This window comes from Paenibacillus sp. EB106-06-01-XG199 (assembly GCF_058791575.1).
Genome location: NZ_JBYTDQ010000005.1, coordinates 207,902 through 233,600, shown reverse-complemented (window position 1 = coordinate 233,600; position 25,699 = coordinate 207,902). Strand labels below are relative to the sequence as shown.

Genomic DNA, 25,699 nt, shown 5'->3' with positions numbered 1-25,699 from the left:
CACTAGAGCAATCCGGCGTTCCTATGAGCGACCTTCTGATTATAGGCGGCGGTCCGGCCGGCATGTTTGCTGCCTTCTACGGCGGAATGCGTCAGGCATCAGTAACCCTTATTGAAAGTATGCCCCAATTGGGAGGGCAGCTCGCTGCTCTTTATCCCGAAAAATATATTTACGATGTGGCAGGATTCCCCAAAGTTACCGGACAGGAACTGGTTGACAACCTTTCACGGCAAATGGACCTGTTCCAGTCTAACATCTGTTTGGAAGAAAAGGTCGTATCTGTCGAGAAACGTGACGAACGCCATTTCGTCGTCACTACCGATAAAGCGGAATACCATAGCAAGGCTGTCATCATTACCGCCGGCGTAGGCGCGTTTGAACCGCGTCGTCTGGAGGTAGCAGATGCACAGCGTTTTGAGAAAGCCAATCTGCATTATTTTGTAAACGATTTGAATGCATTTAAAGGCAAAAAGGTGCTGATCAGCGGCGGCGGAGATTCTGCAGTGGACTGGGCACTTATGCTTGAACCGATCGCCGAGCAGGTAACCCTGATTCACCGCCGCGATAAATTCCGCGCCCACGAGCACAGTGTAGAGAATCTCATGGCCTCCAAGGTGAATGTAATTACCCCTTCGGAGATCACAGAGCTGCATGGTGAAGAATTTATTACCAAGGTCACCTTGTCCCATATTAAGACCAAAGAGACACAGGAAATTGAAGTCGACAGCGTAATCGTCAATTTCGGCTTCGTTTCTTCTCTTGGACCTATCGCCGAGTGGGGCATTAAGATTGAGAGCAACTCCATCGTTGTTGACTCGCGTATGGAAACAAGCATTCCGGGAATCTTCGCTGCCGGCGATATTACCACCTATCCGGGCAAGCTGAAGCTGATCGCTGTAGGATTCGGCGAGGCGCCTACCGCTGTGAACAATGCCAAGGTATATATCGATCCTGAAGCCAAGCTTTCACCGGGACATAGCAGCAATCTTAAGCTCTAAGCCAACTGCCAATACTTTCACAATAAAAGGGTATCCTTTCAGGTTGATTCCACTTCAACTTGAAAAGATACCCTATTTAGTGCCGCTTGCGGTTAAAGATAAGCAGCTGCTGCAGAAATATTCTATGATCTTTAATGTAAAACCGCGTGTACTGGAGAGTGTAAGTTCCGTTTGCGAATTTCAGCGAGTAAAAGAGCGATGAAATCATGCTCTAATTGGAGCTCTATAGCTCTCTGATAAGAGTCCAACAACATCTCATCCGACAATTCAACCATAACGTTCACCTACCTTTCCTTTATTTGGATCTGAATCTATCATAGCAAACTATCATTTTTCGAACAAGCGTTCTCATTATCCACAGCCAACTGTGGAAATCCTGTGCATAATATGTGAGTAAGGGTTGCGAAGGCCCATGCTCCGCAGTGGAATATGGGGATAATAGTTATGCACAGGAACAAATCACAGGATATTCAGCAAAAATATTTTTGTTATGTTCAAATATTTAACATTTATTACCTCATATTACCTCATGAGTGGCATAACTAAACGCTATTCTATCTTATTACTATTACTATCGTCAATTCTTAAAATAATGTTTATTTATTGTGGTCTTGTATTTACTTCCAGAATCCAAATTTTCCCGGAATTATCTATAGCATAATCAAAGCCCAACTCACCTATTCCCGGAAAATGACGTTCCATCAGCTCTGTACATACCAAGGTTAGTCGCCGCATCTCCGCTTTTTTGGTAGCCGTTCTGTTGCGTGGCAACGATTTTCTCAGCCCTTCACGGCAGCTCATCATCGTTCCGCCCTTGCACAAGTTGGTCACGAACAGCCCCGGACGGGCTAATCTTCCAACCATGGAACGAAACTCCCAACGAGCTCCGTTTTTTACTACCTTAACCCGATAATCAATCGGGCGCCCGGCAATCCGGGCCAGTGAGATACCCTGCTGCATCAAATATTTCCGTCTTACCTTCACACGCTCAAGCGCCTGCCTCATGGAAGAGAAATCCCGGTACACGCGTGTTTTGTCCATATACGTGAAGCCGTACCCACGCCCGTCCAGAAACACTTTAATTACCCCGTAACCCCCGCCGCCTACGACAGGTTTAATCACAACATTCCCATAACTTCTCAGCATTTTAAGCAGCCCGGCAGCACTGTATTCCCTTGTTCTCGGAATGTAACCGGCAACCCGCGCATCGCTAAGCAGCGCTTCGGTCTTCAGCCATTTGCTGGCCAGTTGTCTTCCCGCCATTTTAATCCCGCTCCTTTCGATTCCCAGCCTACCCTATACATTACTCAGGAGCGGCCCCGCCTTCCTGTATGATTGTCCGTGTAAGAAGGCGTTCACAGCAAAAAAGGGCATATGGCTCCGGGGCCGTATGTCCTGGGACTTTATCCGCACTGCGCTGTATTCATCCGCATCATCCGACAATCATTTCTTCGACGGCAACAGCGCGGTTATTTTGACGATTCAATAGAAATGATTCGATGTAGAGCTTCTGCAGACTGACTGGAATAATCTTAAAATTCATTGTATTATTGCGGTAAGAGGAGGGATCCTTAGTGGCACAATTGTTCGAGGTATTGTATTGGGTGGCTATGATTGGCATGTCTGTTGTCTTGGCGGGTACCACCATCCTTGTCTGCGCGCTCGGCTTCAAGTTTATAAAAGACCGCCGCAGAGTGCTTGGCGCCAGTTGTATCGCCTTCTCTATGGGAGCCGCCGCTTTAATTGTGTTTATGATTAACTTCAAGTTTATCCTTCCGGCCTGATTGCGGCGATCGTTTCACTCCTTCATTGCAGATACTATACTCTATGAAGGAGTGAGAGGATGGCTTGTGCAGATGGACAGCTTCATTCGCTGAGATCTATTAACCTACTTATATATATAAGTTGAACTTTAGACTTACCGAGCCGGCATAGAACGCAACTGCGATGAATATTTGGACTTCCGGCCGCTGTTATCTTCGGATTTCTTGATTTTTACCACAAATAGCAGGGTTCATGCCTATTCCCGTACTTTACGACCCTATCAGCTTTCTCTTAAAGACAACAATAATATCTCTGGAAGCCCCCCTGGAATTCCGAATTATCAACTCTGCCGCCCCAAAATCCGCCGGTCTTAAATTTAATTGTTCTGTATTCCCATCGCTCCATGTGGCCGCTCCTGTTCTTATATGTAATTATTTGCTTGATACGTACTCTTCCTCCAGAATGGAATACTGGTAAGAATCATGCCAACTTCCCTTGTACCACTTATGTCCTCTCAAATGCCCCTCGTACCTCATTCCGGCCTTTTGCAGTACTTTGGCAGAGCCTGTATTCTCCGGACGGCAGGTCGCATATATTCTGTGAAGAGCAAGCTGCCGGAAGCCGAAAGATATTAGAGCACAAGCAGCTTCCGCCGCAAACCCCTGCCCCCAATACCGGGAATTAAAGCAATAACCTATCTCTCCCTGGCCCTGCTCAGGCGTATGAATTCCGCAGCCGCCAATCAGCTGATGGGTCTCTTTCAGAACCACTGCAAATTCAAAAGCTTTACGCGGCTCCTGATGCTGCTGGCTGATTGTTAAATGAAGATAGTTTATTGTTTCCTCTTCGGTGTTGGGCCCCCACATCATATGCTTTACTACCCTTGGGTCCGATGCGTAGCCGTGAACTGCTGCACAATCCTCACTTGTAAATTCCCGGATGATCAGCCGCTGCGTTTCAATGATCAATTCAAATCACTTCCTTAATAAGAATAGTAATGTGCCGTATGGTTCATTTATGCTCCAGTATATCAGGCACACCAAATATTGGAAATACAAAAAGACTCCAAGGCGATTAACCTTGAAGTCTTATTTTGTATGTCATGAAGGGTTGTATCTTTGACACTAAACGACTCTTCCCATTCAGCAAGGCTCAGCTGCAGGCTTGCCGGCATCGTCCTTCGTTCGGAAGGAGGAACCGCAGCCGCAGGTGGCGGTGGCATTCGGGTTATTAATGGTGAACCCGCCGGTCATGCCGGATTCTTCGAAGTCGATTTCCAGACCGTTGAGATAACGGATGTCGTCTTTACTTACAACTACCTTGAGATCAGCGACATCCAGGTAGACATCCTGCTCGCTCTCGTTATCGTCAAAGCCCATAGCGTAGGAGAACCCGCTGCAGCCCCCCGGTGTTACGCCAAGGCGAAGGAACATGTTGGGAAGCTCCTGCTCAGCCAGCATTGTCTTGAGTTGTTCTGCCGCTGTTTCACTAATTGTAATCATGATCTCAACCTCCTGAAAGTTTGGTTAGCCTATCTGCTTCTTATGCTATGACAGCCTTCCGGCCAAAAGTAATTTTCTATATTAAATTAAGTATACCCCACTCTTCCCATGCCCTCAAGTCATATCTGCTGCCTTGGATACGATTTATCCGCTCTATACTTCAAGTCTCAGCGGTTGCTCACCCTTGGAGAGAGGTTTATAATAGGGGAAGCAATATACGTAAAAATTCGGAAAATTGTCACGGAGGCCATCAAAGCCTCCATTTTTTACGCTGGACAACGTGTGTTTTAGTAATTTTCGGTTACGATTCTGCGGGTGTATTCACCTCGCCAAACCTTCAGGAGGAAATCATATGTCTACTCTTATCACCCCCCACACAGACGCCAGAATGGCGAACATTATCGAACAGGTTCGCGGCGGAGAACGATTAAATTTGGAAGACGGCGTTTATTTATATGAGAGCAACGATTTGCTAACGATCGGCCAGCTGGCTAATGAGGTCAACCAGCGCAAGAATGGAAACAAGGTATATTTTATCGAAAACATGAGTCTTTATTTCACCAATGTTTGCGAATCCCACTGTGCATTCTGCAATTTCCGCAAGGATGACGGAGAAGAAGGCGCTTATACGCTTTCCGGTCAGGAAATGGTGCAATATGTCGAACAGCATATTCATCCCGGCGTACGCGAATTCCATATTGTCGGCGGCCATAATGATAAGGTGCCCTTCCAATATTACGTTGATTCGCTGAAAGCTCTGCATGAGCGGTTTCCTGAAGTTACCTTAAAAGCCTATACTGCGGCGGAAATTGATTTCTTCACCCGGATCAGCGGACTCAGCATCCGTGAAGTGCTGGAGCAGCTGCGCGCAGCCGGACTCCAATCACTTACCGGAGGCGGAGCTGAAATTCTCTCTGACCAATACCGTAAAAAAATGCGTGTTGATAAAGCAAACGTCGAAGAGTATCTGGAAGTGCACCGGGTTGCCCATCAGATGGGCATGAAGACGCACACCACTATGCTCTATGGCTCCATCGAATCGCATGAGGACCGCATCCGCCATATGCTGCAAATCCGCGAGCTGCAGGATGAGACGAATGGATTTATGGTATTTATCCCGCTGTCCATGCAGCCCAAGAACAAAAACGCCGGGATTATGCGCCGCAACTCCGCGTACGAGGATCTTAAGACGATTGCGATCAGCCGTTTGATGCTGGATAATATTGACCATATTAAAGCTTACTTCATTAATATTGGCGCGCAGCTCACTCAAGTTGCCTTAAGCTTTGGAGCTTCCGACGTGCATGGCACGATCTTAAAAGAACGGATCAGTCACGCCGCGGGTGCTTTAACGCCCGAAGGTCTGACACGCGAAGAATTGATCTGGCTCGTAAAAGGCGCCGGACGGATTCCGGTTGAACGGGATACCTTCTACAATGAAATTAAGGTTTACGAATAATTAAATAACTGAGTTAGCCGGAATTATCCTTCGCTGCTGCAAAAACCATATTTGAGCACGACTCGAAAGGAAGATCGGTCTGCATGAGAACACTACTCGTCCTGGGCGGCGGCTACGGCGGCCTTGCCCTTATCCAAGAACTGCTCAACAACCATCTCCCTCATGATATGGAGATCGTCCTAATCGACCGGATGCCTTATCAGGGAATCAAGACGGAGTATTATGCGCTTGCTGCAGGGACGGTGAACGATTACCATTTACGCATCCAATTTCCCGTGCATCCGCGTCTGACCGTCCGATATGGTGAGGTAGGCTCCATTGATCTGGAGAGCAGAATGATATTCATGGAGACCGGTGAGCCGGTTTCCTATGATATCCTGGCGATCGCTCTCGGCTGTACAGATAATTATCATGGCATTCAAGGAGCAGAGCAATATACCTGCAGTATCCAGAGCTTCTCGGGAACGCGGGAAACGTATCGGCGGCTGAATGATGTGAAGCCTTATGGAACAGTTAATATTGTAGGCGGGGGATTAAGCGGAGTGGAAATTGCTGCAGAGCTGCGTGAAAGCCGTCCTGACCTGAATATTTCTATACTGGATCGCGGGGAACGGGTGCTGTCGGCTTTTCCGGCGAAGCTGTCCAAGTATGTGGAAGAATGGTTCAGCGAACACCATGTCGAGACGCTAGGCAAAATTTCCGTATCTCATGTAGAAAAGGATGCCATCTACAATGGCACCCAGGCTATTCCTGCTGATGTTACTGTATGGACCGCCGGAATTCAGCCGGTCCGGGTAGTCCAGCAGCTCGAAGTAGCGAAAGACCGGAGTGGCCGGATCATGCTGGACCAATATTACAATATAGCGGATTATCCGGAAGTGTACGTGCTCGGCGACTGCGCCAGCCTTCCATTCGCTCCAAGTGCCCAGGCAGCCGGAGCGCAAGGGGAACAGGTAGCACATATCCTTCAGGCGCTGTGGCGCGGCGAAACGCCGAAGCTCCATGCGATCAAGCTGAAGGGAACGCTTGGTTCCCTGGGCAAACATGCCGGTTTCGGGCTGATGGGCCGCCGCTCCGTCATGGGACGTGTCCCCCGTCTGCTGAAAAGCGGCGTACTTTGGATGTCCAAACGGCCTTTGGGTTAAGTTAAGGGTAGGCCAAGGATAGGACTAGCCTTTGGCTAGTCCAGTTCCAGATTGTCCCATGCTTCCTGTTCCTTAATTGCGGCCTCGATAGCTGCTTCCAGTTCCTCCGGAGAAGCTGCTTCAATAATTTCGCCGTCAACCATGGCGAATGGCTGCAGGTAGCACTCGCCGCAGTTGTTCAGACAACCGTATTCAATTACATCGTATTCCGGATTTTGTTCCAGCTTTTGTTTCAGCGGTTCCGTGCCATGGCCAATATTACTGGCACAAAATTCAATAATTGGTCTCATGATGCTCTCCCTATTCTGCACTAACCATTTTATTTTTTAACTTTTTGTACTATAATGAACTTACGAAAGGAGTGATTGAGAAATGAGTGAGAATGTACAAAGCACCACCATGTATGATGAAGTACTGGAAGTGCTCGATAAACTTCGTCCGTTCCTGCAGCGCGATGGCGGTGACGTCGAACTGATCGATGTTGAAGACGGCATTGTTAAGTTGAAGCTTATGGGTGCCTGCGGCAGTTGCCCCAGCTCCACGATCACGTTGAAAGCCGGGATCGAACGCGCCCTCCTTGAAGAAGTAGAAGGCGTAGAAGAAGTTGTTCAAGTATTCTAATCCCGTTTGATACCGATCCCGGATCTTCTGAGAAGAAGACCCGGGATTTTTTTGAAGTATAAGAACTTATAGGCTTTACACTATAAATTATCGTTTCCACTTGTTATATATATTATAGAGGATTTCACATTTCGCAACAACCGGAGTGCTAAAAACCCCCGCATGCCTTTTTCTGGCATGCGGGGGTTTTCGTTGTAATCTGTTAAGTCGGCTAAGGCACTAGCTTAAAATGCAGGGATAATCGCACCTTCGTATTTCTCTTCGATAAATGCTTTAGCTTCCGCAGAGTTCAAAGCTGCAGCCAGTTTCTGGATAGCATCGGAATCCTTGTTATCAGGACGGGATACCAGCAGGTTGGCGTAAGGGGAATCTGCTCCTTCAATGAACAATGCATCTTTGGTTGGAACAAGGCCCGCTTCAAGTGCAAAGTTGGTGTTGATCAGAGCAATATCCACTTCATCAAGCTGGCGTGGCAGCATTGCTGCATCCAATTCAATGATCTCAAGTTTCTTTTTGTTTTCGGTAATATCCGCTTTGGTGGAAGTAATATTAGTGTCGTCTTTCAAGGTGATCAGACCGTTTTTGGCCAGCAGGATCAGTGCGCGTCCACCGTTGGTGGCATCGTTCGGAATGGCTACTTTCGCGCCGTCAGCCAGTTCATCAATCGATTTGATTTTTTTGGAATAAGCGCCGAAAGGTTCAACGTGAACAGCAGTTACCGATACCAGTTCCGAGCCGTTCTTTTTGTTCTGGTCATCAAGGTAAGGCTTGTGCTGGAAGAAGTTCGCATCCAGTGCCTTTTCCGCAAGCTGTGTGTTCGGCAGGATATAGTCTGTAAATTCTTTGATTTCCAGCTTGATGCCTTGTGCTTCAAGCAGCGGAGCGATAGCCTTGAGAATTTCAGCATGCGGCACAGGAGATGCGCCGACCACGAGGGTTACAGGTTCTGCAGCTGGTTCGGTCGTTGGCTCTGCAGAAGCATCTGTTACTGGTGCATTCGTTGCGGCGGAATTAGCCACGTTATTGGTATTGTTATTGTTGCCGCAAGCAGCCAGCACCAATACCAAGGTCAAACTGAAAAATGTGAGCAGTACTTTCTTCATCTGTAAATCCCCCTTTATTAAGTGTATGAATAAGGCTATATATGGACGTACCTTATTTCCGGGTAAAAAATTTGACCAGCCGGTCTCCGGCCATTTGCAGCAGCTGAACTAGTATAACCATCAGCACTACGGAGATAATCATAACTTCTTTCTCATACCGGTAATAACCGTAGCGGATTGCCAGGTCACCAAGACCGCCGCCGCCGATCATACCCGACATCGCGGTATAGGAAACGAGCGTAACGAGAGTGATGGTCACTCCGGCAAGCAAGCCTGGACGAGCCTCGGGCAAAAGTACACGCATAACGATCTGCCCTGTGGAAGCTCCCATTCCTTGTGCTGCTTCAATCACGCCCCGGTCAACCTCACGCAGTGCTGTCTCTACCAGCCTGGCAAAAAACGGAGCCGCACCGATGACCAGCGCCGGAATTGTACCGAGCACGCCTATCGAAGTCCCCATAATTGACTTGCTGAAAGGAATCAATGCTACCATTAGAATAAGAAATGGAACGGAACGCAGGATGTTTACAAGCAGCGATAATGCCGAGTAAATAACCCTGATAACAATGTTATTTGATCTTCCCCATAAATATAACACAATTCCGAGTGGTAAACCAAGAATAATTGTGAATATTCCGGAAAATGCCAACATTTTTAGTGTAGCCACTGTTGCATCAAGCATTTCTTCCCAATTAATCGTATTAAAATTCAATCCGCCCACTATGAAATCACCTCCACATCAAGCCCCTGCGCCGTTAACTCGGCGATTGTGGCTTCAACCGCTTCAGGAGACCCTTCAAAACGGACAATCAGCTGGCCGTAAGGCACATCTTTAATTGTGGAGATTGTCCCCTGCAAAATCGCAAAGTTGACTCCGGTATCGCGGGCCACATGGGACAAGGTAGACTCGTACGTTTTTTGTCCCAAAAAGGTAATCTTGACGGCCTTGCCGAATTCACCGTTCACCGCATCAATGGCCGCCCGAAGAGGCCCGTCCTGCTGAGTTTCACTACGGATAAATTCCTTGGTTACTTCATGCTTGGGCTTTAGGAATACCTCTGCAACATTCCCCTGCTCGATAATACCGCCGCCATGAATGACTGCGACCCGGTCACAGATGCTCTGTATAACATGCATTTCATGCGTAATCAGCACAATGGTCAGATTAAATCGCTTGTTGATATCGAGCAGCAAACGCAGAATGGAATCTGTTGTCTGCGGATCCAGCGCTGAGGTCGCTTCGTCGCATAGCAGCACATCGGGATCACTAGCCAAGGCACGGGCCACGCCCACCCGCTGCTTCTGTCCACCGGACAGCTGGGCAGGATATTTGTTCAGATGTTGTTCGAGACCAACCAGTGTTATCAGTTCCTTCACTTTATGGTCAATTTCTTTTCCCGGAGTGCCCATCAGCCGCAGCGGAAAAGCGATATTATCGTATACTGTAGCCGAAGTGAGCAGATTGAAATGCTGAAAAATCATTCCGATTTTGCGCCGCTGCTCCTGCAATTGCCTCTGATTCAGCGCCGTCAGATCCACACCGTTCACCCATACCTCACCCTCTGTCGGACGCTCCAGCAGGTTAATGCAGCGGATTAGGGTGCTTTTTCCCGCTCCGGAATGACCGATTACTCCAAAAACCTCACCTTTTTTGATGGACAGGTTCAGATCCCAGAGCGCTGTAGCGGCCTTGCTGCCTTTTCCGTAGACCTTGGTTAAACCTTTTAGCTCTATCAATTGATGTCCCCCTCTCTTTATTTCTTTCTATAACATCAAAAAGACCTCTTACGATCGATTGCAGATCGCAAGAGGCCCTGTGCGTATATTAACAATGCCTTCTCATCTGCCAAAGACCGCAAACCACGCGGTATTGTAGGAATTAGCACCATGACATTCATCTAAAACGCGGGTTGACGCGTATTACACAAATCGGTTGCCGGGCTTCATCGGGCCTATCCCTCCGCCGCTCTCGATAAGATTATGATATGAAATTAGTTGCCGTTCTCTGTGAGAAACGAATGCATGCCTAAGTATAGTAAGTTTCAGGTTTTTTGTCAAAGGGAAAGTTTTACTTAGAGCCGTCTCTTGCTTTCAAGGCTGCCGCGTTTTTACGCCACTGCTCATTGCTGTAACGGAACGAAGCCCTTAAAGATTTGCACACCATCTCAAGGCACTGCTTTAAATCCTCCAGATGACTGTCCAAATCTTCAAGCTGAATTTTGTCATGCAGCCCTTGATGTCTTTGCCAGAGATCATCCTGCATTTCCGCATTCATATAATGAATTTCGGCGTTGCGGCGTTTACGCAGATTCTGCAGCGGCTCCCGGTAAGAGTTCTTGATATTCTCCAGTTCTTCCGCCAGCGGCGCATGCGCTTTGAGCAATTGAAATTGCCGCAGTACGGTGAAATACGAGAAATGGGCTTTGACCTTGGTCGTGTTGAGATTATACAAACTGTTCAATACAGTTCCAAGCTTGTCCAGCAGTGAGAAGACACGAATAAAGCCGTTTTTATAAAAATAAACGTACCGGGCATAATCGCCCTGCTCGATCACCGTCATATCATCCATATAACCGGCAACAACCAATTTCCTGTAAAAGGCTGCCGCGAACCAGCTTTGCTCCAACTCGTCCAGGGAGGAAATCAGCCCGCGCGTCCATATCTCCAGCTTGCGGTATTCATGGTCGTGGTCCTCATACGCGTTCATCTCCTTGCGCAGCATCGCTGCAAGCTTCGCCATGTTGTCCATGGCTTCAGCCAGTACACCGCCGTTCTCGCGCGGCGGTTCTCCCAGTAATATCCGCAGCATGTTTTGTCCTCCTTAAAGTTTTGTAAGCATTACATCCTGAATCTACTTCGTACAAAACTCGCTTCGGAAGCATTCGCTTAGTTATGTGAGCAATTCTTCCTGATTCTTCTTCGTACAAAACTAACATCGGAAGCATTAACTTAGTTTTGTGAGCATCGGGAAATAGTTCCTCCAGTTTTGGTCGACCACCTTCACAATATCCCCGCATGGTTCCAGCTCATCCGGATAATCGGGCTTCATGCGGGCGTCGATAACAATCGGCAGCTTATAGCCAATGTGATGGCGGTTAACCTCGGATTCTGCGTAAATATCGCTCGCCGGATTAAACCGGGTGAACACAGTCCACAGAAAGGAGGTTTGCGTCTGAGCGGTTTCAGCGGCGTGATCCACCAGGATGACGAGCGGCCATTCCGTTTCGTTCTGGCGCAGTTCGGCGATCAGTCTCAGCGGAAGCTCAGGGTCGTCTATATAGGATGCACCCGATACTGTTAAACATCCTCCGCAATAAGGAACAACGCCGGTAATTCCGGGAAGCACTCCCTCATTATAGATACGGGGAAGAACCCGAACCAGGGATCCGGTTCCCATCATTATGCCTTTACTGCCGCGATTCAGCTGCTGTCCAGTATAATCAGAGGTATCTTGAGCCGTATTATTCAGCACAACCAGATCAGTTTTCGGATCGAAACGCTCCAGTACCGTCTCCAGCAGCTTGGGGAAATCGCAAAGATCCACCGGCTCATTCGTCAGCAGAAGAAATTTGGTCAAAGACAGCTGGCCTTCTCCCAGAATGCGAAAAGCCGATGCCAGAGCTTCGCGCGAATAGCTTTCGCGTACAACGGCGGCTGCCAGCGAATGCGAGCCGGCTTCGGTATAAGACCACAGCGCCTTGACTGACGGCATCAGCAGCGGATAGGCCGGGGACAGGAGTCGCTGAAGAAAATCCTTCAAATAATAGTCCTCCTGGCGGGGTTTGCCGGCAATCGTTGCCGGATAAATCGCATCCTTGCGATGCCACATCCGCTGAACATGCAGGACAGGGAAATCATGCTGCCGGGAATAATATCCGTAGGGATCTCCGAAAGGTCCCTCCGGGCGACGCTCCAGCGGCGTTACAAGACCGCGGATGGCAAATTCGGATTCAGCGGGAATTCGGTGTCCGCCCATGGGATCCTTAACCATGGGCAGCCGGCGGCCAAGCATCAGCGAAGCCAGCAGCAGTTCAGGCAGCCGCTCCGGCAGGGGAGCAATGGCTGAGGCAATCAGCGCCGGCGGGCCGCCGAGAAATACGGAGACTGGCAGCGCCTCGCCGAGCAGTTCAGCCTCACGGTGATGAAAACCGCCGCCTTTATGGATTTGCCAATGGACACCTGTTGTATTATCATCATAAATTTGCACACGGTACATTCCAAGGTTACGGTTCAACGGATTGGTAATACTCTCGGTATATACTAACGGAAGGGTAATCAGCGGCCCGCCATCCTCGTGCCAGCTTGTCACTCTGGGCAACTCCTGCAGCGGGTCGGTACTGCGGCATATGCCCAGCACAGGCGCTTCACCCTGCGGCACATCTTTGACGCCGACCTTGAGCAGATCATACAGCAGCCCTTTTTCTTTCCATATCGCCGAGGGGGTGGGCGGCAGCAAAGTTTCCACCGCCCCCGTCAGCGACTTCATCAGCTGTTCGGGCCGGGTCCCAAATGCCTGGTTTACCCTGCGGACCGTCCCGAATAAATTTGTCGCGACCGGAAAAGGTGTTCCTTTTACATGGGTAAAGAGCAATGCCGGCCCTTCTTCCCGAACCACACGCCGATGAATCTCCGCCAGTTCAAGATAGGGGTCCACCGGAGTATCAATCACAGCGAGATCCTTATCCTTTCTCAACTGCTCGATCCATTGACGCAAATTATCGTATCCCACTTTATTGTTCCTCCTCAAACCTGGCTGAGTGCCCAAAGTCTGATTGGCAGTCTCTACTGAGAACTAACGATACAGGACAGACGAACATTTCCCCTGCATTTAGTTTGATTTATTCTTTCTGCTCAGCTGCCCTACACGCACACTCATGTAGCACAAGACTCCGAACAGTCCAGCAATCAGCAAAATATGGGCCAGCGCAGCAAATATGTACAATTGTTCGTTATACAGCGTATGCACCACAGCCGCACCGCTGAGTACCTGCAGCAGGCAGAGCACAACCGCGACAACGCCCAGAGCCCTCAGCTCAGGCCATGCTCTGTGTTTCCAATAGGCTAAATGTCCAAGCAGTGCAATCAGAACAAACAGCAGCGCCGCCGCAACCCGGTGTACAAACACAATGCCTACACCACCAGACAGCTCGGGAATCCATTCCCCATTGCAGAGCGGCCAGCCGGAGCAGCCTCCCTGTGAATCTGTGTGGCTAACATAAGCTCCGATATAAACGACAATATATGAATATAACGCCGTAAACCACGTTAAGTTGCGGAACCCCCGGCTTACCCCTTGACCGTAAGCTTCCTCTACGGCTCTAGATTCATGCCGCCTCTTCGTCCCCAGCGCGAGCATGAGTGAGCTGGCGAAAGCAATTAAAGAGAAGCCCATATGCAGGGCCATCACCGCAGCAGACTGCGCTTGCATGACCGCAAGCGCTCCCATTCCACCCTGTACCACTACAAAAAAAAGTGTCAGCCCAGCATAAACGAGCAGTTCCTTCTGTCTGCGGGCATAACGCCAAAAGGCAAACACCGATATTAACGACATCAAACCCGCCAACCCACTGAACAAGCGGTGGGTGTACTCGATCATTGATCCCACGGTATAGGCTGGAATCAGCTTTCCGTGGCAGAGCGGCCAATCATGTCCGCACTCCAGTCCCGATCCCGTCTTCGTGACCACAGCGCCTCCAAGCAAGGCGAAAAACATTGTGAGACAAGTGATATAGCTAAGCGTTTTCAATTGATTTGTCGTCAATAGGATCACCCGCTTTTTTCATAGGAATGAACTGGATAATATAAGGATAATTTATAGCATGAAGTATATAAATTCTTTTATTTTAAAAAAAACACCGCTTCTGCTCTATCAAGGCGAAAGCGGTGTGCAAACATCATTACTTGTGAATACTCAGATAAACCTCAAGCGCCGTATTCAGAAAACTCTCAATTTCCTCACGGGATTTGCGCAGCTTATTAACGAATCTTACAAGCTCACGCCCGTCGGTGTAAGCGACAAAGCTGGGAATTCCAAGAATGTTCTGTTCCTGGCTGACATCGCCTACCGCATCAACATCCACCTCTACAAGCGTAAGACGTCCATCGTATTTCTGCTCCACTTCAGGCATAAAAGGATCAATAAACTTGCAATCGGAGCACCAATCCGCCTTGAATATAGCTACGCTCAAGCGCGGTGATTGAATCGCTACCTGAAATTCCGCAGGGGAAGAAATTTTATCCATGGATTATCCAATCCTTTCTTCATCATTGAGTCGGTTACCCTTTAAGTGAAGCAAAATGTGCTCAGGAAGTCAAATAAAATAGACGAAATAAGATATTAATCATAGCATTATTCGTTAGTACGAACACGTTCAGGCTGAAGCTTCATCAGTGGTTTGAGCAGCTTCTGCAAAGCACGCGGATAACTGGCAACCTCCTGGCGGCTCAGCACACCCAGCACAATCAGGAGTACAAGATAAATTACAACAACAGCCGCTCCCACAACCAGACAGGTAATCAGGAAAGCAATCCGTGCAGGCATCAGATGGGTCAGCATAACTCCAGCTTCGTTCAGGCCGTAACCAATTCCGCCGGAAGCGAGGACCGCAATGGCAAATCCGCCCCACCGTTTACCCATAATCTCAAAAGGAACAATCGTTTTGAGCATGCGCAGATTTAGATAAGTAATAATGAAGAAGCAAAGCGCCGTTGCTGCGATAATGCCGTATATCCCGAAGGCGCGGCTCAGCAGGAAGTTTGAACCCAATTTCACGAGAAGACCTGCCATAACATAATACATGGAAATTCGTGATTTCCCCATTCCCAGCAGAATGGAGTTGGTCGTCATCATTGTAATCTGAAAAATCGTTCCAAGCGTCAGCATCGCAACAATCCCGCTGCCATCAAGACTGCTGAAGATCAGTCCGTTCACAGAATAGGCTGAGACAACGAGAGCAAGTACAATCGGTGTTCCCGTTAATATCGAAATGCGCATCGCGAGCGTCACCTGGCGTTTCAAATGCTCTTCATCGCGCCGGGCGTAGGCGGCTGAGATAATCGGAATCAGCGAGGTGCTTAGCGCAATGGACAACACAGGAGGTATTCCCGCGATACTCTGCGCCCGGCTGCCAAAGATCGCCAAAGCCTGGGTCGCTTCTGCCATGCCGATTTGTCCACTAAGCAGTGGCACAATGAAGGAAGTATCGATAAAGTTCACTACCGGAACTGTAATTGAAGATAACACAATGGGTATAGAAAGCTTAAAAATATCCTTGTAAATGCCCAGCAGCGGCAATTTGGCTTCATTGGTTTTATAGAGGGCCACTTGCTCCTCACTGCGGCGCAGCTTTACTGCATAATAAAGCATGACGCCAAATGCGCCGATACTGCCGAGCACGCTGCCGAATGAAGCGCCGGCTGCCATCCATGTATTGCTGTATCCCTGGCGGAGCAAAATAAAAGCGAGCAGCACGGCCGTGGATACCCGGGCAATCTGCTCGACAATTTGCGAGATTCCTCCAGCCATCATATTGTTACGTCCCTGGAAATAACCGCGCATCATCGCGATGCAGGGAAACAGCAGCAGCGCCGGGGCAATAGCACGGATGGCCAGGGTGCTCTCAGGAACCTTGGTATGTTCCGCATAATAAGGAGCAGCTATGTACAAGATTGTACTCATCAGCACACCTACAATAGCGGCAAATATAAGTGCGGCCCGGTACACCTGCTGCGCTTCATGCGGCCGGTTCAGGGCGTAACGCTCGGATACCATTTTGCTTAGTGTACTGGGGATTCCGGCTGTTGCCAGCGGCAGCAGCAGCAGGTAGACGTTGTTCGCCTGCGTGAACGAAGCGTTCCCCTTAACATCAAATAAATGCTCCAGCGGCACCCGCTGGACAAGCCCGAGCACCCGGGCCACGAGCGCAGCCGCAGCCAGAATAAGCGTGCCTTTGACAAAAGATTCTTTCTTGGACAAACTGTTTCGCCTTCTTCGCTGTTAATTTATTACGATCCAGATAAAGAAAAGGATCACCATGGCAATTTGCAGTATGATTTTGACTACCGTACTGCTGAATAGGCCAAGCAATGCACCGAAGCTAACCTTGACTGCTTTGCCGGGATTTGAACCAGCCATCAGTTCACCCACGAACGCCCCAATAAAAGGACCGAGGATCAGTCCGATAGGCGTCAGAATCGGCCCCAGAATCAGACCGATGGTGCTGCCGATGACTGAGGCGCGCGAGCCACCAAATTTCTTGACTCCCCAAGCCCCGACAACGTAATCAGCCACAAACAAGATAATTACAATTAGCGTCTGGAACAACCAGAACCAGACTCCGAAGGGTTCGAAGCTGAAGAACCACCCGTATACAAAGAAGGCCAGATAAATCGCCAGCGCACCAGGGAGAATCGGGTATACAGCCCCGGCCAGTCCGACCGCGAATAAAGCAATAATCAGAATCCAACCCAGAATGGCCATTGGCTCATCTCCTTCAAAGTTTTGATAGCATTTACTACAGGATATACTTTTGAATCACTTCAGCAATCCCATCGTCATTATTAGACGCTACCACAGCATCCGCCTCCTGCTTGACGGTCTCCTGGGCGTTGCCCATAGCAACCCCAAATCCGGCCTGCTGGATGGCAGCCAGATCGTTCAGGCTATCGCCAACGGCCACAACCTGTGACATCTCGAGACCCAGCAGCTTGCAAACCTCGCGTATACCGGATGCCTTGTTGACACCAAGCGGATTGATCTCCAGATTATGCGGCGATGAATTGGTAATTTCGAGACCGCCCATATCCTGAAGCCGCATCAGCAGCTTATGGCGGATCTCATCATCCTCTGTGGAATAACCGAATTTGAGCCATTCCCTGCTTAGAATCTCCCCATCCCAGTTGTTCCGGTTGTACACTTCATCCACCGAATATGCCCAGAACCAGATATCGTATTCCTGGGCAATATCATACATCTGCTGCACCAGCACCGGGTCCATCAGCGAGCGGCGGTACAGCTCATACGGAGCCCGCCATACTTCACTACCATTCACCATAATCATCGGGGTCTTAAGTCCAAGCTGTTCAGCATAAGGCATGGCGCTTTTGGAAGCGCGGCCTGTGGAGAGACAGACGTGAACGCCTGCATCAACTGCCTTTTGAATCCATTCTACCGTTTTGGGGGTAATGATTTGTTCATCATTCAGTAAGGTTCCATCCATATCCAGTGCTAACAGGCGGTATTTGGCAGTCATTGCCACCCCTCCAATTTGTATGCTCATTTTAAGAGCTAATTATTTGGTCACTCGACCCGGCAGCATGGCCGCGTCAGTTGTTCGTCGTTCCGTCTGTTCCGCTTGCCGAGTCTGAGCCCTCTGCATTGTCGTCGGTTTTCAGACTTTTCTTCGGCACTCCATCCAGTCCGTATTCATAGTCATACGCGTCAAAAATTTTCCGTGCAACCGGAGCGGCACTACTGGAGCCGAACCCGCCCTCCGGTATAACAACCGCTACAGCAAGCTTGGGATTCTCGCGCGGAGCATAGGCAATAAATACCCCGTTATCGCGCAATTCCCCTTTACCCAGCTGCTGTGAGGTTCCCGTTTTGCGGGCAAAGTCATAAGGGAAATCGTTAAACGCAGTAACATCACTGTTCATACCCTTTTTGATTTCGTTCCAGAAAGACTTATCAAAGGTTGTTACTTCATCAAGTACCTCGCGGTTGAACTGTTTAACCACGTTGCCCTTGGCATCGGTGATTTTGCTCACCAGCTGAGGCTTGATCCGTACTCCTTCGTTCGCCAGTGTCGTTACGTATTGGGCGAGCTGCAGCACTGTATAGCGTCCTTGCTGTCCGAAGGAAGCATACACCAGCGCAGCCTGGGCACTGCCGGCAGCCTTGGTATCGGTATAGTTGATCTGTCCGAGATATTCATTGGGCAGTCCGCTTTTTGTAGATACACCGAGGCCGAATTCCTTCATATATTTATCCCAGATATTAATACCTTCACTATGATATTTCTCCCACAATTTCTTGCCGACCATGTCCACCATGAACGCATTGGAGGATTTCTCAATCGCTCTGGCCGGGTCCATAGAGCCATACACGTGGCCGGAAGAATTTCGCACGGAGGATTTGTCATTTTTCCCGAAGTGGGCAATCCCTCTGTCTGTATAGATAGTCGAAGTAGTAAAAAGGCCTTCATTCAGTCCTACAAGCACACTCAGAGGTTTGATGGTTGAACCGAGCAGTACCGTGGAGCCGAACTCATGACCCGACATCCCGGAGGAATACGGTGTAATGGTTCCGTTCTGGTAGTTGCCCATTATTTTCTTCCATACCTCGGTGTCCATTTTCTCGGCAGTCCACACATTGGTGTCATAATCAGGCATGCTGGCCATCGCAACAATATTGCCAGTATCGACTTCCATAGCTACGGCATAGCCGGTCAATGCATTCGGGTGTGTCTTGCCTTGTACCGAATTCGAGTGCAGCCATCTGATTTGCTCTGTAATAGCCTGCTCGGTCTTGAGCTGAATGTTCTTGTTGATCGTCATCCAGACATCGTTACCCTTGACGGGGGGCACGACCGCCTCCACCTTCTCAGCCATATTCTGCGGACTCACCGAGATCACCTGATATCCGTTCTTGCCGCGCAGCTCCCGCTGATACTGCAGTTCCAGGCCATCGAATCCGACAAATTCATCGTCTTTATAAGTGAGGCCGGGGTCCGCATCCAACTGTTTCATCGCATTCTGAATATTCTTATAAATATTCAAGCTGTTGGACGACTTAAAGGGTTTGATATATCCGACAGTCTGTGCGGCTACAGATTCCTTGTCATAATGCCTGTTACTTTCCTCCACAATCTCAAGTCCGGGATATTCGCTCTTGTGCTCCATAAAGTAGGCCACTTCCTGCGAAGTAAGGCCGGCCTTGATGCGCCGCGCCATAAAACCCGAATATTTCCGGAAGTACAAATCCAGGGAATCAATAATATCTTTTTCAGTCAGCTTCTCAGCATTCGGATCACCATAGGCGCTAAAGTCCTTAACCAGCTTGGCCGCAAGGGCATCTGATTGGGCCTGCGCCTCCGGCGTAAGCACGGTTTCTCCCGTCACCTTATCCGTAACCTTGGCCGTGTATTCTTTAGTAAGTGTAATATACAGCGACTGCACAGAAGTGGAGTAAGCAATGGGCTCCCCTCCCGCTGCACGAATGTTCCCTCTTATTGCGGCGAGCGGCACATTTTTGGTATCACGGCTTGTCTCCACCTCAGTCAGAGTTGGCCCTTCGACGAACTGTAAAACGGCAAGACGGACAATGATTACACAAAAGATCACAAATGTGCTAAAAAAGAATACATTGATCCGTAGGCCAAGCGAACTTTTGCTGTTGCTTTCCTCTGGGGGTGAGGCCTGCTTACGGAAAAAACTCACAGTTTTTCACTCCTCTACATCTAAAATAAACCTTTGTACCTGTGCTGACTCCATGTAACGCCGGAAGGTTCCTTACAGGCGCTTGAGTCCAGTCTCTATTCCAGTCACAGGCATCAAAAATTGCACGTGCGGCCAGTACTGCGCACGAGAGTGATCATATTATTCCTCAACATCGTTTCACATGCTGTATTGTATCATAGATTTAAGCCATTCTGCTTCCTTGCTCAGAGCATACTTTCTTTGACATGGGTTTTATCGAAATCCTTGGGATTAAACCACTCCCCGCTGACTGCCCAGGTGGAATCGAGTGGAATCCAGGCCTGCCGGTCCGTGATGTACACTTCATTCCAGGCATGAGGGCCGGATCCCCCTTGGCCGTCGTAGCCCTGACCGGTCACTACGCGCACTTGAAGCCCCTGGGAGCGGGCCATCACTGCATAAAGACGTGCATAATCAATACATACACCGATCCGGGTATCAAAGGTATCCTGCGGAGACTGCTCCTTCCAAATCCGGTTCTGCTCATAATTCTCGGCTTTGGCATAATCATAAGAGATCCTGGAGCCGACCCAATCATAGAGCAGTCTGGCCTTCTTCTCATCGTCCCCGGCTTGTCCCGCTATATCGGAGGCAGCACCCACAATGTCGGGTGAAATCTCATGGTCGAGCACTTCGTATTTCCGCCGGAGGATATCCGTCATCTCGGCGGCAACCGCCTTGGTCAGAACCGGTAACTTACTGCGTACATTCTCACCGGTAAGGGGTTCGAAGACCGCAGATGCGCTTTGCCGGTAGATCGGGGATGATTCCACATAACGGCTGAACGTGCTGTCCGGGTTCAAGCCCACACCGATGTACAAGACAAAAACAAGCAACAGGGAGCGCACAAGGCCGGTAGCCAGACCGATGACAGCTCCGCTGAGACGGCTCACCTGAGTAATCCTCCTGTTTCCGGACCTGCCCGAAAGGCGCGGAAGGGAAATCGGAAGCAGCATAAACAGCAGGCCCAGCAGCAGGCGGATGAGACTGTAGGACAAGAGCAGCAGCAGCAAAAAACGCACAAGCGGTGAACCCGCCAGAACAGACACCACCGTATAGTATAGCTGTTGCCACTGGCTTAATTGGATACCCGGAAGCTCAATTCCACCTGCCCAGGCCTGTACACGGGGCGAAAGGTAAAAGGCGGCCGGAATGGCCAGGGCCAATGCAGCTATGGCAAGCAGCCCGGTTCCGAGCAGCCCAAACAGCCTTCCCGCTGAGCGGCCAAACCCCCGGCTCCAGCCCTGCAGCAGCGAGAAGAGCACGATCAGCAGAAGGAGGATAGTGATGATATTGGCATCACTAATACTGTCCATCCAGCTGTTCAGCATAACCTCTCCTCCCTTTCCATCGCATCAACTTGTATTTTAATTCCCGGCCCCATTCTTCCGGGCTTCATCAATAAAGGTTTTGGTAGTATCGTTAACACTCCACTTTCCAAGACTGACTCCGCGGAAAGTCACTTCCACTTTATCCTCACCGGCTTCACCCTTCACTTCAAGATTGGGCGTTGTGATCGTAAACGTACCGTCACCGCCGGAAGTATATTTTGCTTCTTTCGCTTCTTTCAGCATAACTTCCTGCGCTTCGCTCTTCAGGGTGCTGACCGTTCCATCCGCCACCTTATTCACAGCGTCTCCAATCTGATCCATTGTAACCCCGCTGTAAATGAACAGACCCGCAACGATAACAATAACAATCGCCCATTTCAGAACCGTCTTGACCAGATTAACAACGGCAAACAGCAGCACAAGCGCAATAACGATAACTAGCCAATTCTCTCTAATAAACTGTGACCATACTTCTGGATCCATCAATTTCCCAACACCCCTATCAAAAATTTCGTCATACCAGGGAGCGAGTCCCCATTAATACTAATTATTATACATGAATGCCTCTTATAATTCATGATTACCCGCCCGTTCAGGTGGAATCCCCCAATAAAATGGTATAAGCCCCCCTCGACTCACGTAAAGTACAAGTAGGCTTAACCATTCCCCATTAAAAAGCGCCACCCTGCGCCTGCGCAGAAACGGCCCTTTCGGAGGTGTATTCCGTGAAAACCGCACTGTGGCTGTATTTATTTCTTTTCCTGGCATTCTTTGATCTGCACGCCCAGTATCCCATTCTTACCCCCTTTGCTATCTCACTGGGGGCGGGACCGGCCTTCATCGGCTGGATGATGGGCATGTATTCCCTGACCCATCTTCCCGGCAACCTTCTGGCCGGGGTACTGGTTGACCGCAACGGCAGCCGCCGCTATATCGTCTTCAGCCTGACGGTTGCAGGCGCCATCCTGCTGCTTCAGGCCCACGCTCAGCTTCCCTGGCATCTGCTGCTGCTTCGGGCGGCCAGCGGCTTCGCCCTGGCATTTCTGTCCCCGGCCTGCATGACCCTGCTGGCTTCCCTCTCGTCAGATCCCATTACTCAGGGCAAGTATATGTCCGGCCATGGCATTATCCATACGCTGGCTTCGGTCGTATCACCAGCTGCCGGAGCCTTTATCGTCCACCAGGCCGGATATTCCGGCACCTTTACCACCTTGGGCTGGCTGCTGATCGCCACTGGCGTGATGGCTTTCTTCAGTGTACCTAAATTCTCCGGCAGTATGGCAGCCGCCAAACCATCACAGCCGCTGCAGGAGCACCAGGTTGCATCCGAAAAACCCCATTCATCCGTTACCAAGCGATATTATCTGCTGCCCTTTTTCGTCTCCTGCTCACAGGGGGTACTGTTCTTTGAGCTTCCTTTATCACAGGGGAGCAACGGGATCGTATCCACCGGGATTCTGCTTTCGCTTCTCAGTCTGGGGGCACTCTTAACGCTCAGCCTGTTTTTCCTGAACCGGCTCTCTCCGGTTGCAAGAATTGCTGTGGCACTGCTGGGCATGGCGCTGTGTTTCTTCGCACTTGCAGCATTCACCAGCATTCCCGCAGGGGTTGTCCTCTTCCTGCTGGGAGCAGCGAAAGGTGTACTGTTTCCGGCGATGGCTTCGCTGTTCATCAGTCTCGGGGCAGGCGGCCATCTGGGCCGCACCTTCTCGCTGCAATCCATTGCGATGTCTCTCGGCGCTTTTGCCGGACCGGTGGCTGCAGGACAGCTAAGGGACTTCGTTTCTCCTTACTTCATTGCATTTGTCCTGCTCATGACCGCACTTCTGCTGTTACCTCCAAGAGATACCGGGAAAAGCGCGGCCTACCGTGCGGACTTGAACAGCCATGCCGCTTGATCCGGCAAAAAAAGAGCTACAGTTCCCCTCGTTTATCTGCTGAAGATAATGATTCAGCCCGCAGAATTAAATCTGCCAGTCAAAACCGCTATCACCCGGCCTCTCCTTGAGCCGGGTGATTGTTGCTTTTTACGACATTTCCCGGGGAATGAACGCATTTTGTCCCTCAACTTGTTAAAAATGACGAAGCTTAGGTAATATACTTAATAAGCATATGACCGTGTTCATTAACATGCTTAAGATCACAAATCCCGTTATTACCACTTATTATCCGGGGGGGCGGCAAATTATGTCCATTACCATCATTGTCGAAGGCAAAAACGACCGCAGCAGATTGCGGCGACTGCTGGCGCCGGAGGTCGACATCCTGTGCACCTTCGGTACGTTGAATACACTCAAGCTGGAATCGCTGCGGCGTAAAATCGGAGACGGAGAAGTTTATCTGTATATGGACAACGACAGCTCGGGTAAGAAAATCCGCGGAATTCTGCGCGACGCCTTTCCGGATGCAGTCCATATTTATACCCGGAAAGGCTATGCGGGAGTAGAAGGCACTCCCAATGAATACAATCTCACCCAGCTTGAAAAAGCGGGGTTGGAGGAATATATCATCTATCCGCAGCCGCAGCCATTCCCTTTTCTGGAACCATAGCGGCAGAAAAAAACGCCTTGTTCACCCTTCGCATGTAACCGGAGGATGAAGTAAGGCGTTTTTAAGTTCATTGCATTTTAATTGGGTGCCAGCTTCTTCAAAGCATCGGCAAGGAATTCAGGTGTCACATTTTCTGTATCTCCCGCATCATATAGTCCGCGCAACCGGTTCTCCGGGTCTACAAGACCTATAAGATTAGCGTGGGCAAAGTTATCCTTGTCATTTCCATAAATAAGCACTTTAAACGAATCGGCAGCCAATTGCCGCACCTGCTCCTGATCTCCGCGCAGAAAATACCAACCATTATAATCGGCGTGGAACCGGTCTGCGAACGTCTTGATGGCCTCGCGTGTATCATTCTTGGGATCAAATGAGATGGAGACAAATTCCACATCCTTGCCGAAGCTGCCGTCCTTAACCAGCAAATCCTGGGTCTGTGACAGCATATAGGTAGTGATGGGACATACATCCGGACATTCCGTAAAGAAGAAATAAACCAACCGTGCTTTCCCCTGCGTGTCCGCAAGTGTTACTTGCTTGCCATCCACATTTTCAAGAGAGAAGTCCTGTACCTCCCCGATGACCGGCAGCTGCTTTTCCCCTAAATCCAAGGATTGAATCACTAAGTAAAGGGCCATACCCAAAGCCAGAGCCAACAGCAGCCAGGTCCATTTGTAACGTTTCAAGGTATGCACAGGTGTACTCTCCCCCTCTTAAACGTGAGTCGTATTCAGCACAAGCACAATCAGACTGACGGTCAGGTAATTAATGGAGAAGAAGAAGTTCTTCTTCGCCCAGGCATCGTCATCCTTTGCTTTGAAGCCCGTCAATGTCAAGTACAGCCAGGCCACGGACAACGTGGCAGAAATAACAAGGTAGAATATCCCTGCATAATCATAAACGTACATCAGAACCGGAATCGGCAGCAGCAATGCCACATAGGGAATCATCTGGAACTTGGTGCGGCGTGTTCCCTTAACGACTGGAAGCAGCGGAAATCCCGCAGCTCTGTACTCTTCTTTCCGGCGGATGCCCAGAGCCCAGAAATGGGGCGGCTGCCAAAGAAACAGCATTGCGAACAGCAGCCAGGCACCGAGATCCACATTACCTGTAACTGCAACATATCCGATAACCGGAGGCATGGCTCCGGAGATTGCACCTACAGAAGTACTCCAAGTAGATGTTCTTTTCAGCCAAAGGGTGTAAACTACTACGTAAACGAACATGCCGAGTATGCCGAACAGCCCGCTGAGCACACCGGAGAATGCAAACAGCACAGCAAGACCGGCAATGCCAAGCCCGATGGCATAGAGCAGAACCGTATTCGGTTTAAGTCGGCCCGTAGGCAGTCCGCGTTCACGTGTTCGTTCCATCTTCATATCCAGGTCGCGGTCAAAATAATTATTAAATACACAGGCCGAAGCCATGACTAGCATAGTACCGAGCAAGGTCAGAATTAATCGGCCGTATTGCACGTCCCAGCCCGAAGCCACCCAGTATCCTGCAAAAGCAGCGATAAGATTGGAGCGGATAATACCGGGTTTCGTCACTGTAATAAAGTCACGCCAACTTGCACCTTCCTTGGGTGATTTGGCAGACATGGCTGCGGAATCAGAAGAAGCTTGATATCTCAATTGATTGTCCACGTTTGGTGTTCCTCCTTCTAAGGGACTTCTAACGTTCCGCCGGAGTCAAGAACCATTTTTCCGTTCTTAATTAAGAATTTTTACCACTCCGCTGTTAACTTTATC

General features: G+C 49.6%; 27 protein-coding genes and 1 riboswitch. Of the genes, 7 read left to right on the top strand and 20 right to left on the bottom strand.

What is annotated here, in order from left to right:
- Nucleotides 1-23 precede the first annotated feature (23 nt).
- Nucleotides 24-998 carry an NAD(P)/FAD-dependent oxidoreductase gene (locus AC3WT9_RS19525; RefSeq protein ID WP_445745049.1) on the top strand — a complete coding sequence of 325 codons (975 nt, stop codon included), beginning with the start codon at nt 24-26 and terminating at the stop codon, nt 996-998.
- 131 nt (nt 999-1,129) lie between these two features.
- Here AC3WT9_RS19525 and AC3WT9_RS19520 read toward each other — a convergent pair whose 3' ends face one another.
- Together AC3WT9_RS19520 and AC3WT9_RS19515 are read right to left on the bottom strand one after the other, a co-directional pair.
- Complete coding sequence (locus AC3WT9_RS19520) at nt 1,130-1,273, bottom strand: sporulation histidine kinase inhibitor Sda (protein WP_076112513.1); 144 nt, start codon at nt 1,271-1,273, stop codon at nt 1,130-1,132.
- A gap of 325 nt (nt 1,274-1,598) precedes the next feature.
- Nucleotides 1,599-2,261, bottom strand: a complete 663-nt coding sequence (locus tag AC3WT9_RS19515; RefSeq protein WP_341096077.1) for a YheC/YheD family protein — start codon at nt 2,259-2,261, stop codon at nt 1,599-1,601.
- A 311-nt stretch (nt 2,262-2,572) separates the two neighbouring features.
- Between AC3WT9_RS19515 and AC3WT9_RS19510 the strand changes: the two genes are divergently transcribed.
- The gene (locus AC3WT9_RS19510; RefSeq protein ID WP_076112514.1) at nt 2,573-2,782 is read left to right on the top strand and encodes a hypothetical protein; all 210 of its coding nucleotides are present in this window, start codon (nt 2,573-2,575) and stop codon (nt 2,780-2,782) included.
- 411 nt (nt 2,783-3,193) lie between these two features.
- Here AC3WT9_RS19510 and AC3WT9_RS19505 read toward each other — a convergent pair whose 3' ends face one another.
- Both AC3WT9_RS19505 and AC3WT9_RS19500 read right to left on the bottom strand, forming a co-directional pair.
- On the bottom strand, nt 3,194-3,730 hold the full coding sequence (locus tag AC3WT9_RS19505; RefSeq protein WP_341379728.1) for a GNAT family N-acetyltransferase: 537 nt from the start codon (nt 3,728-3,730) through the stop codon (nt 3,194-3,196).
- Between the two features lie 174 nt (nt 3,731-3,904).
- Complete coding sequence (locus AC3WT9_RS19500; protein ID WP_038596130.1) at nt 3,905-4,264, bottom strand: HesB/IscA family protein; 360 nt, start codon at nt 4,262-4,264, stop codon at nt 3,905-3,907.
- A gap of 352 nt (nt 4,265-4,616) precedes the next feature.
- Between AC3WT9_RS19500 and mqnE the strand changes: the two genes are divergently transcribed.
- Nucleotides 4,617-5,723 (top strand): aminofutalosine synthase MqnE, encoded by a 1,107-nt coding sequence (mqnE, locus tag AC3WT9_RS19495; RefSeq protein WP_492407801.1) that lies wholly within the window; start codon nt 4,617-4,619, stop codon nt 5,721-5,723.
- 83 nt (nt 5,724-5,806) lie between these two features.
- Nucleotides 5,807-6,868, top strand: coding sequence for an NAD(P)/FAD-dependent oxidoreductase (locus AC3WT9_RS19490; RefSeq protein WP_341096082.1), 1,062 nt, complete (start codon nt 5,807-5,809; stop codon nt 6,866-6,868).
- Nucleotides 6,869-6,903: 35 nt separating this feature from the next.
- Here AC3WT9_RS19490 and AC3WT9_RS19485 read toward each other — a convergent pair whose 3' ends face one another.
- Nucleotides 6,904-7,158 carry a YuzB family protein gene (locus tag AC3WT9_RS19485; RefSeq protein ID WP_341096083.1) on the bottom strand — a complete coding sequence of 85 codons (255 nt, stop codon included), beginning with the start codon at nt 7,156-7,158 and terminating at the stop codon, nt 6,904-6,906.
- An 82-nt stretch (nt 7,159-7,240) separates the two neighbouring features.
- Between AC3WT9_RS19485 and AC3WT9_RS19480 the strand changes: the two genes are divergently transcribed.
- A complete protein-coding gene (locus AC3WT9_RS19480) occupies nt 7,241-7,489 on the top strand; it encodes a NifU family protein (protein ID WP_038596139.1) in 249 nt (82 codons plus the stop codon).
- A gap of 224 nt (nt 7,490-7,713) precedes the next feature.
- Here the strand turns inward: AC3WT9_RS19480 and AC3WT9_RS19475 are convergent, their stop codons facing one another.
- From AC3WT9_RS19475 to AC3WT9_RS19415, 13 genes are all read right to left on the bottom strand, one after another.
- A complete protein-coding gene (locus tag AC3WT9_RS19475) occupies nt 7,714-8,592 on the bottom strand; it encodes a MetQ/NlpA family ABC transporter substrate-binding protein (protein ID WP_341096085.1) in 879 nt (292 codons plus the stop codon).
- A 52-nt stretch (nt 8,593-8,644) separates the two neighbouring features.
- On the bottom strand, nt 8,645-9,274 hold the full coding sequence (locus AC3WT9_RS19470; RefSeq protein WP_445935398.1) for a methionine ABC transporter permease: 630 nt from the start codon (nt 9,272-9,274) through the stop codon (nt 8,645-8,647).
- 38 nt (nt 9,275-9,312) lie between these two features.
- A complete protein-coding gene (locus tag AC3WT9_RS19465) occupies nt 9,313-10,329 on the bottom strand; it encodes a methionine ABC transporter ATP-binding protein (RefSeq protein ID WP_341096090.1) in 1,017 nt (338 codons plus the stop codon).
- Nucleotides 10,330-10,428: 99 nt separating this feature from the next.
- Nucleotides 10,429-10,571: riboswitch (SAM riboswitch) on the bottom strand.
- 89 nt (nt 10,572-10,660) lie between these two features.
- A complete protein-coding gene (locus AC3WT9_RS19460) occupies nt 10,661-11,401 on the bottom strand; it encodes a Cthe_2314 family HEPN domain-containing protein (RefSeq protein ID WP_341379731.1) in 741 nt (246 codons plus the stop codon).
- Between the two features lie 135 nt (nt 11,402-11,536).
- Nucleotides 11,537-13,321, bottom strand: a complete 1,785-nt coding sequence (locus AC3WT9_RS19455; protein ID WP_492407800.1) for a UbiD family decarboxylase — start codon at nt 13,319-13,321, stop codon at nt 11,537-11,539.
- 99 nt (nt 13,322-13,420) lie between these two features.
- Entirely contained in the window at nt 13,421-14,353 is a 933-nt protein-coding gene (locus tag AC3WT9_RS19450) for a COX15/CtaA family protein (protein WP_341096096.1), read from the bottom strand.
- Nucleotides 14,354-14,489: 136 nt separating this feature from the next.
- Nucleotides 14,490-14,834, bottom strand: a complete 345-nt coding sequence (locus AC3WT9_RS19445) for a thioredoxin family protein (RefSeq protein WP_341096098.1) — start codon at nt 14,832-14,834, stop codon at nt 14,490-14,492.
- Between the two features lie 107 nt (nt 14,835-14,941).
- Nucleotides 14,942-16,567, bottom strand: coding sequence for a putative polysaccharide biosynthesis protein (locus AC3WT9_RS19440; RefSeq protein ID WP_341096101.1), 1,626 nt, complete (start codon nt 16,565-16,567; stop codon nt 14,942-14,944).
- 21 nt (nt 16,568-16,588) lie between these two features.
- A complete protein-coding gene (locus AC3WT9_RS19435; protein ID WP_341379734.1) occupies nt 16,589-17,071 on the bottom strand; it encodes a DUF456 domain-containing protein in 483 nt (160 codons plus the stop codon).
- A gap of 34 nt (nt 17,072-17,105) precedes the next feature.
- Complete coding sequence (locus tag AC3WT9_RS19430) at nt 17,106-17,843, bottom strand: Cof-type HAD-IIB family hydrolase (protein ID WP_340896700.1); 738 nt, start codon at nt 17,841-17,843, stop codon at nt 17,106-17,108.
- 73 nt (nt 17,844-17,916) lie between these two features.
- Nucleotides 17,917-20,028, bottom strand: coding sequence for a peptidoglycan D,D-transpeptidase FtsI family protein (locus AC3WT9_RS19425; protein WP_341096105.1), 2,112 nt, complete (start codon nt 20,026-20,028; stop codon nt 17,917-17,919).
- Nucleotides 20,029-20,252: 224 nt separating this feature from the next.
- Complete coding sequence (locus AC3WT9_RS19420; RefSeq protein WP_341096106.1) at nt 20,253-21,398, bottom strand: transglutaminase domain-containing protein; 1,146 nt, start codon at nt 21,396-21,398, stop codon at nt 20,253-20,255.
- A gap of 36 nt (nt 21,399-21,434) precedes the next feature.
- Nucleotides 21,435-21,881, bottom strand: coding sequence for a hypothetical protein (locus AC3WT9_RS19415; protein ID WP_341096108.1), 447 nt, complete (start codon nt 21,879-21,881; stop codon nt 21,435-21,437).
- A 242-nt stretch (nt 21,882-22,123) separates the two neighbouring features.
- Here AC3WT9_RS19415 and AC3WT9_RS19410 point away from each other — a divergent pair, with 242 nt between their 5' ends.
- Nucleotides 22,124-23,296 (top strand): MFS transporter, encoded by a 1,173-nt coding sequence (locus AC3WT9_RS19410; protein WP_341096110.1) that lies wholly within the window; start codon nt 22,124-22,126, stop codon nt 23,294-23,296.
- A gap of 289 nt (nt 23,297-23,585) precedes the next feature.
- Nucleotides 23,586-23,948: a DNA primase gene (locus AC3WT9_RS19405; protein WP_341096111.1), complete on the top strand. Its 363-nt coding sequence runs from the start codon at nt 23,586-23,588 to the stop codon at nt 23,946-23,948.
- 77 nt (nt 23,949-24,025) lie between these two features.
- On the opposite strand, the gene AC3WT9_RS19400 is transcribed toward AC3WT9_RS19405, so the two are convergent.
- Together AC3WT9_RS19400 and cyoE are read right to left on the bottom strand one after the other, a co-directional pair.
- Nucleotides 24,026-24,643, bottom strand: coding sequence for an SCO family protein (locus tag AC3WT9_RS19400; protein ID WP_341096113.1), 618 nt, complete (start codon nt 24,641-24,643; stop codon nt 24,026-24,028).
- 18 nt (nt 24,644-24,661) lie between these two features.
- Nucleotides 24,662-25,594 (bottom strand): heme o synthase, encoded by a 933-nt coding sequence (gene cyoE, locus AC3WT9_RS19395; protein WP_341379735.1) that lies wholly within the window; start codon nt 25,592-25,594, stop codon nt 24,662-24,664.
- Between the last annotated feature and the right edge of the window lie 105 nt (nt 25,595-25,699).

What these genes read in the sequence shown, in the direction of transcription:
- AC3WT9_RS19490 (WP_341096082.1), top strand. Translation starts at nt 5,807, where the DNA reads ATGAGAACACTACTCGTCCTGGGCGGCGGCTACGGCGGCCTTGCCCTT.
- AC3WT9_RS19500 (WP_038596130.1), bottom strand. Translation starts at nt 4,264, where the DNA reads ATGATTACAATTAGTGAAACAGCGGCAGAACAACTCAAGACAATGCTG.
- AC3WT9_RS19420 (WP_341096106.1), bottom strand. Translation starts at nt 21,398, where the DNA reads ATGCTGAACAGCTGGATGGACAGTATTAGTGATGCCAATATCATCACT.
- AC3WT9_RS19480 (WP_038596139.1), top strand. Translation starts at nt 7,241, where the DNA reads ATGAGTGAGAATGTACAAAGCACCACCATGTATGATGAAGTACTGGAA.
- AC3WT9_RS19520 (WP_076112513.1), bottom strand. Translation starts at nt 1,273, where the DNA reads ATGGTTGAATTGTCGGATGAGATGTTGTTGGACTCTTATCAGAGAGCT.
- AC3WT9_RS19460 (WP_341379731.1), bottom strand. Translation starts at nt 11,401, where the DNA reads ATGCTGCGGATATTACTGGGAGAACCGCCGCGCGAGAACGGCGGTGTA.
- AC3WT9_RS19430 (WP_340896700.1), bottom strand. Translation starts at nt 17,843, where the DNA reads ATGACTGCCAAATACCGCCTGTTAGCACTGGATATGGATGGAACCTTA.
- AC3WT9_RS19485 (WP_341096083.1), bottom strand. Translation starts at nt 7,158, where the DNA reads ATGAGACCAATTATTGAATTTTGTGCCAGTAATATTGGCCATGGCACG.
- AC3WT9_RS19435 (WP_341379734.1), bottom strand. Translation starts at nt 17,071, where the DNA reads ATGGCCATTCTGGGTTGGATTCTGATTATTGCTTTATTCGCGGTCGGA.
- AC3WT9_RS19445 (WP_341096098.1), bottom strand. Translation starts at nt 14,834, where the DNA reads ATGGATAAAATTTCTTCCCCTGCGGAATTTCAGGTAGCGATTCAATCA.
- mqnE (WP_492407801.1), top strand. Translation starts at nt 4,617, where the DNA reads ATGTCTACTCTTATCACCCCCCACACAGACGCCAGAATGGCGAACATT.
- AC3WT9_RS19405 (WP_341096111.1), top strand. Translation starts at nt 23,586, where the DNA reads ATGTCCATTACCATCATTGTCGAAGGCAAAAACGACCGCAGCAGATTG.
- AC3WT9_RS19525 (WP_445745049.1), top strand. Translation starts at nt 24, where the DNA reads ATGAGCGACCTTCTGATTATAGGCGGCGGTCCGGCCGGCATGTTTGCT.
- AC3WT9_RS19475 (WP_341096085.1), bottom strand. Translation starts at nt 8,592, where the DNA reads ATGAAGAAAGTACTGCTCACATTTTTCAGTTTGACCTTGGTATTGGTG.
- AC3WT9_RS19470 (WP_445935398.1), bottom strand. Translation starts at nt 9,274, where the DNA reads ATGCTTGATGCAACAGTGGCTACACTAAAAATGTTGGCATTTTCCGGA.
- AC3WT9_RS19515 (WP_341096077.1), bottom strand. Translation starts at nt 2,261, where the DNA reads ATGGCGGGAAGACAACTGGCCAGCAAATGGCTGAAGACCGAAGCGCTG.
- AC3WT9_RS19415 (WP_341096108.1), bottom strand. Translation starts at nt 21,881, where the DNA reads ATGGATCCAGAAGTATGGTCACAGTTTATTAGAGAGAATTGGCTAGTT.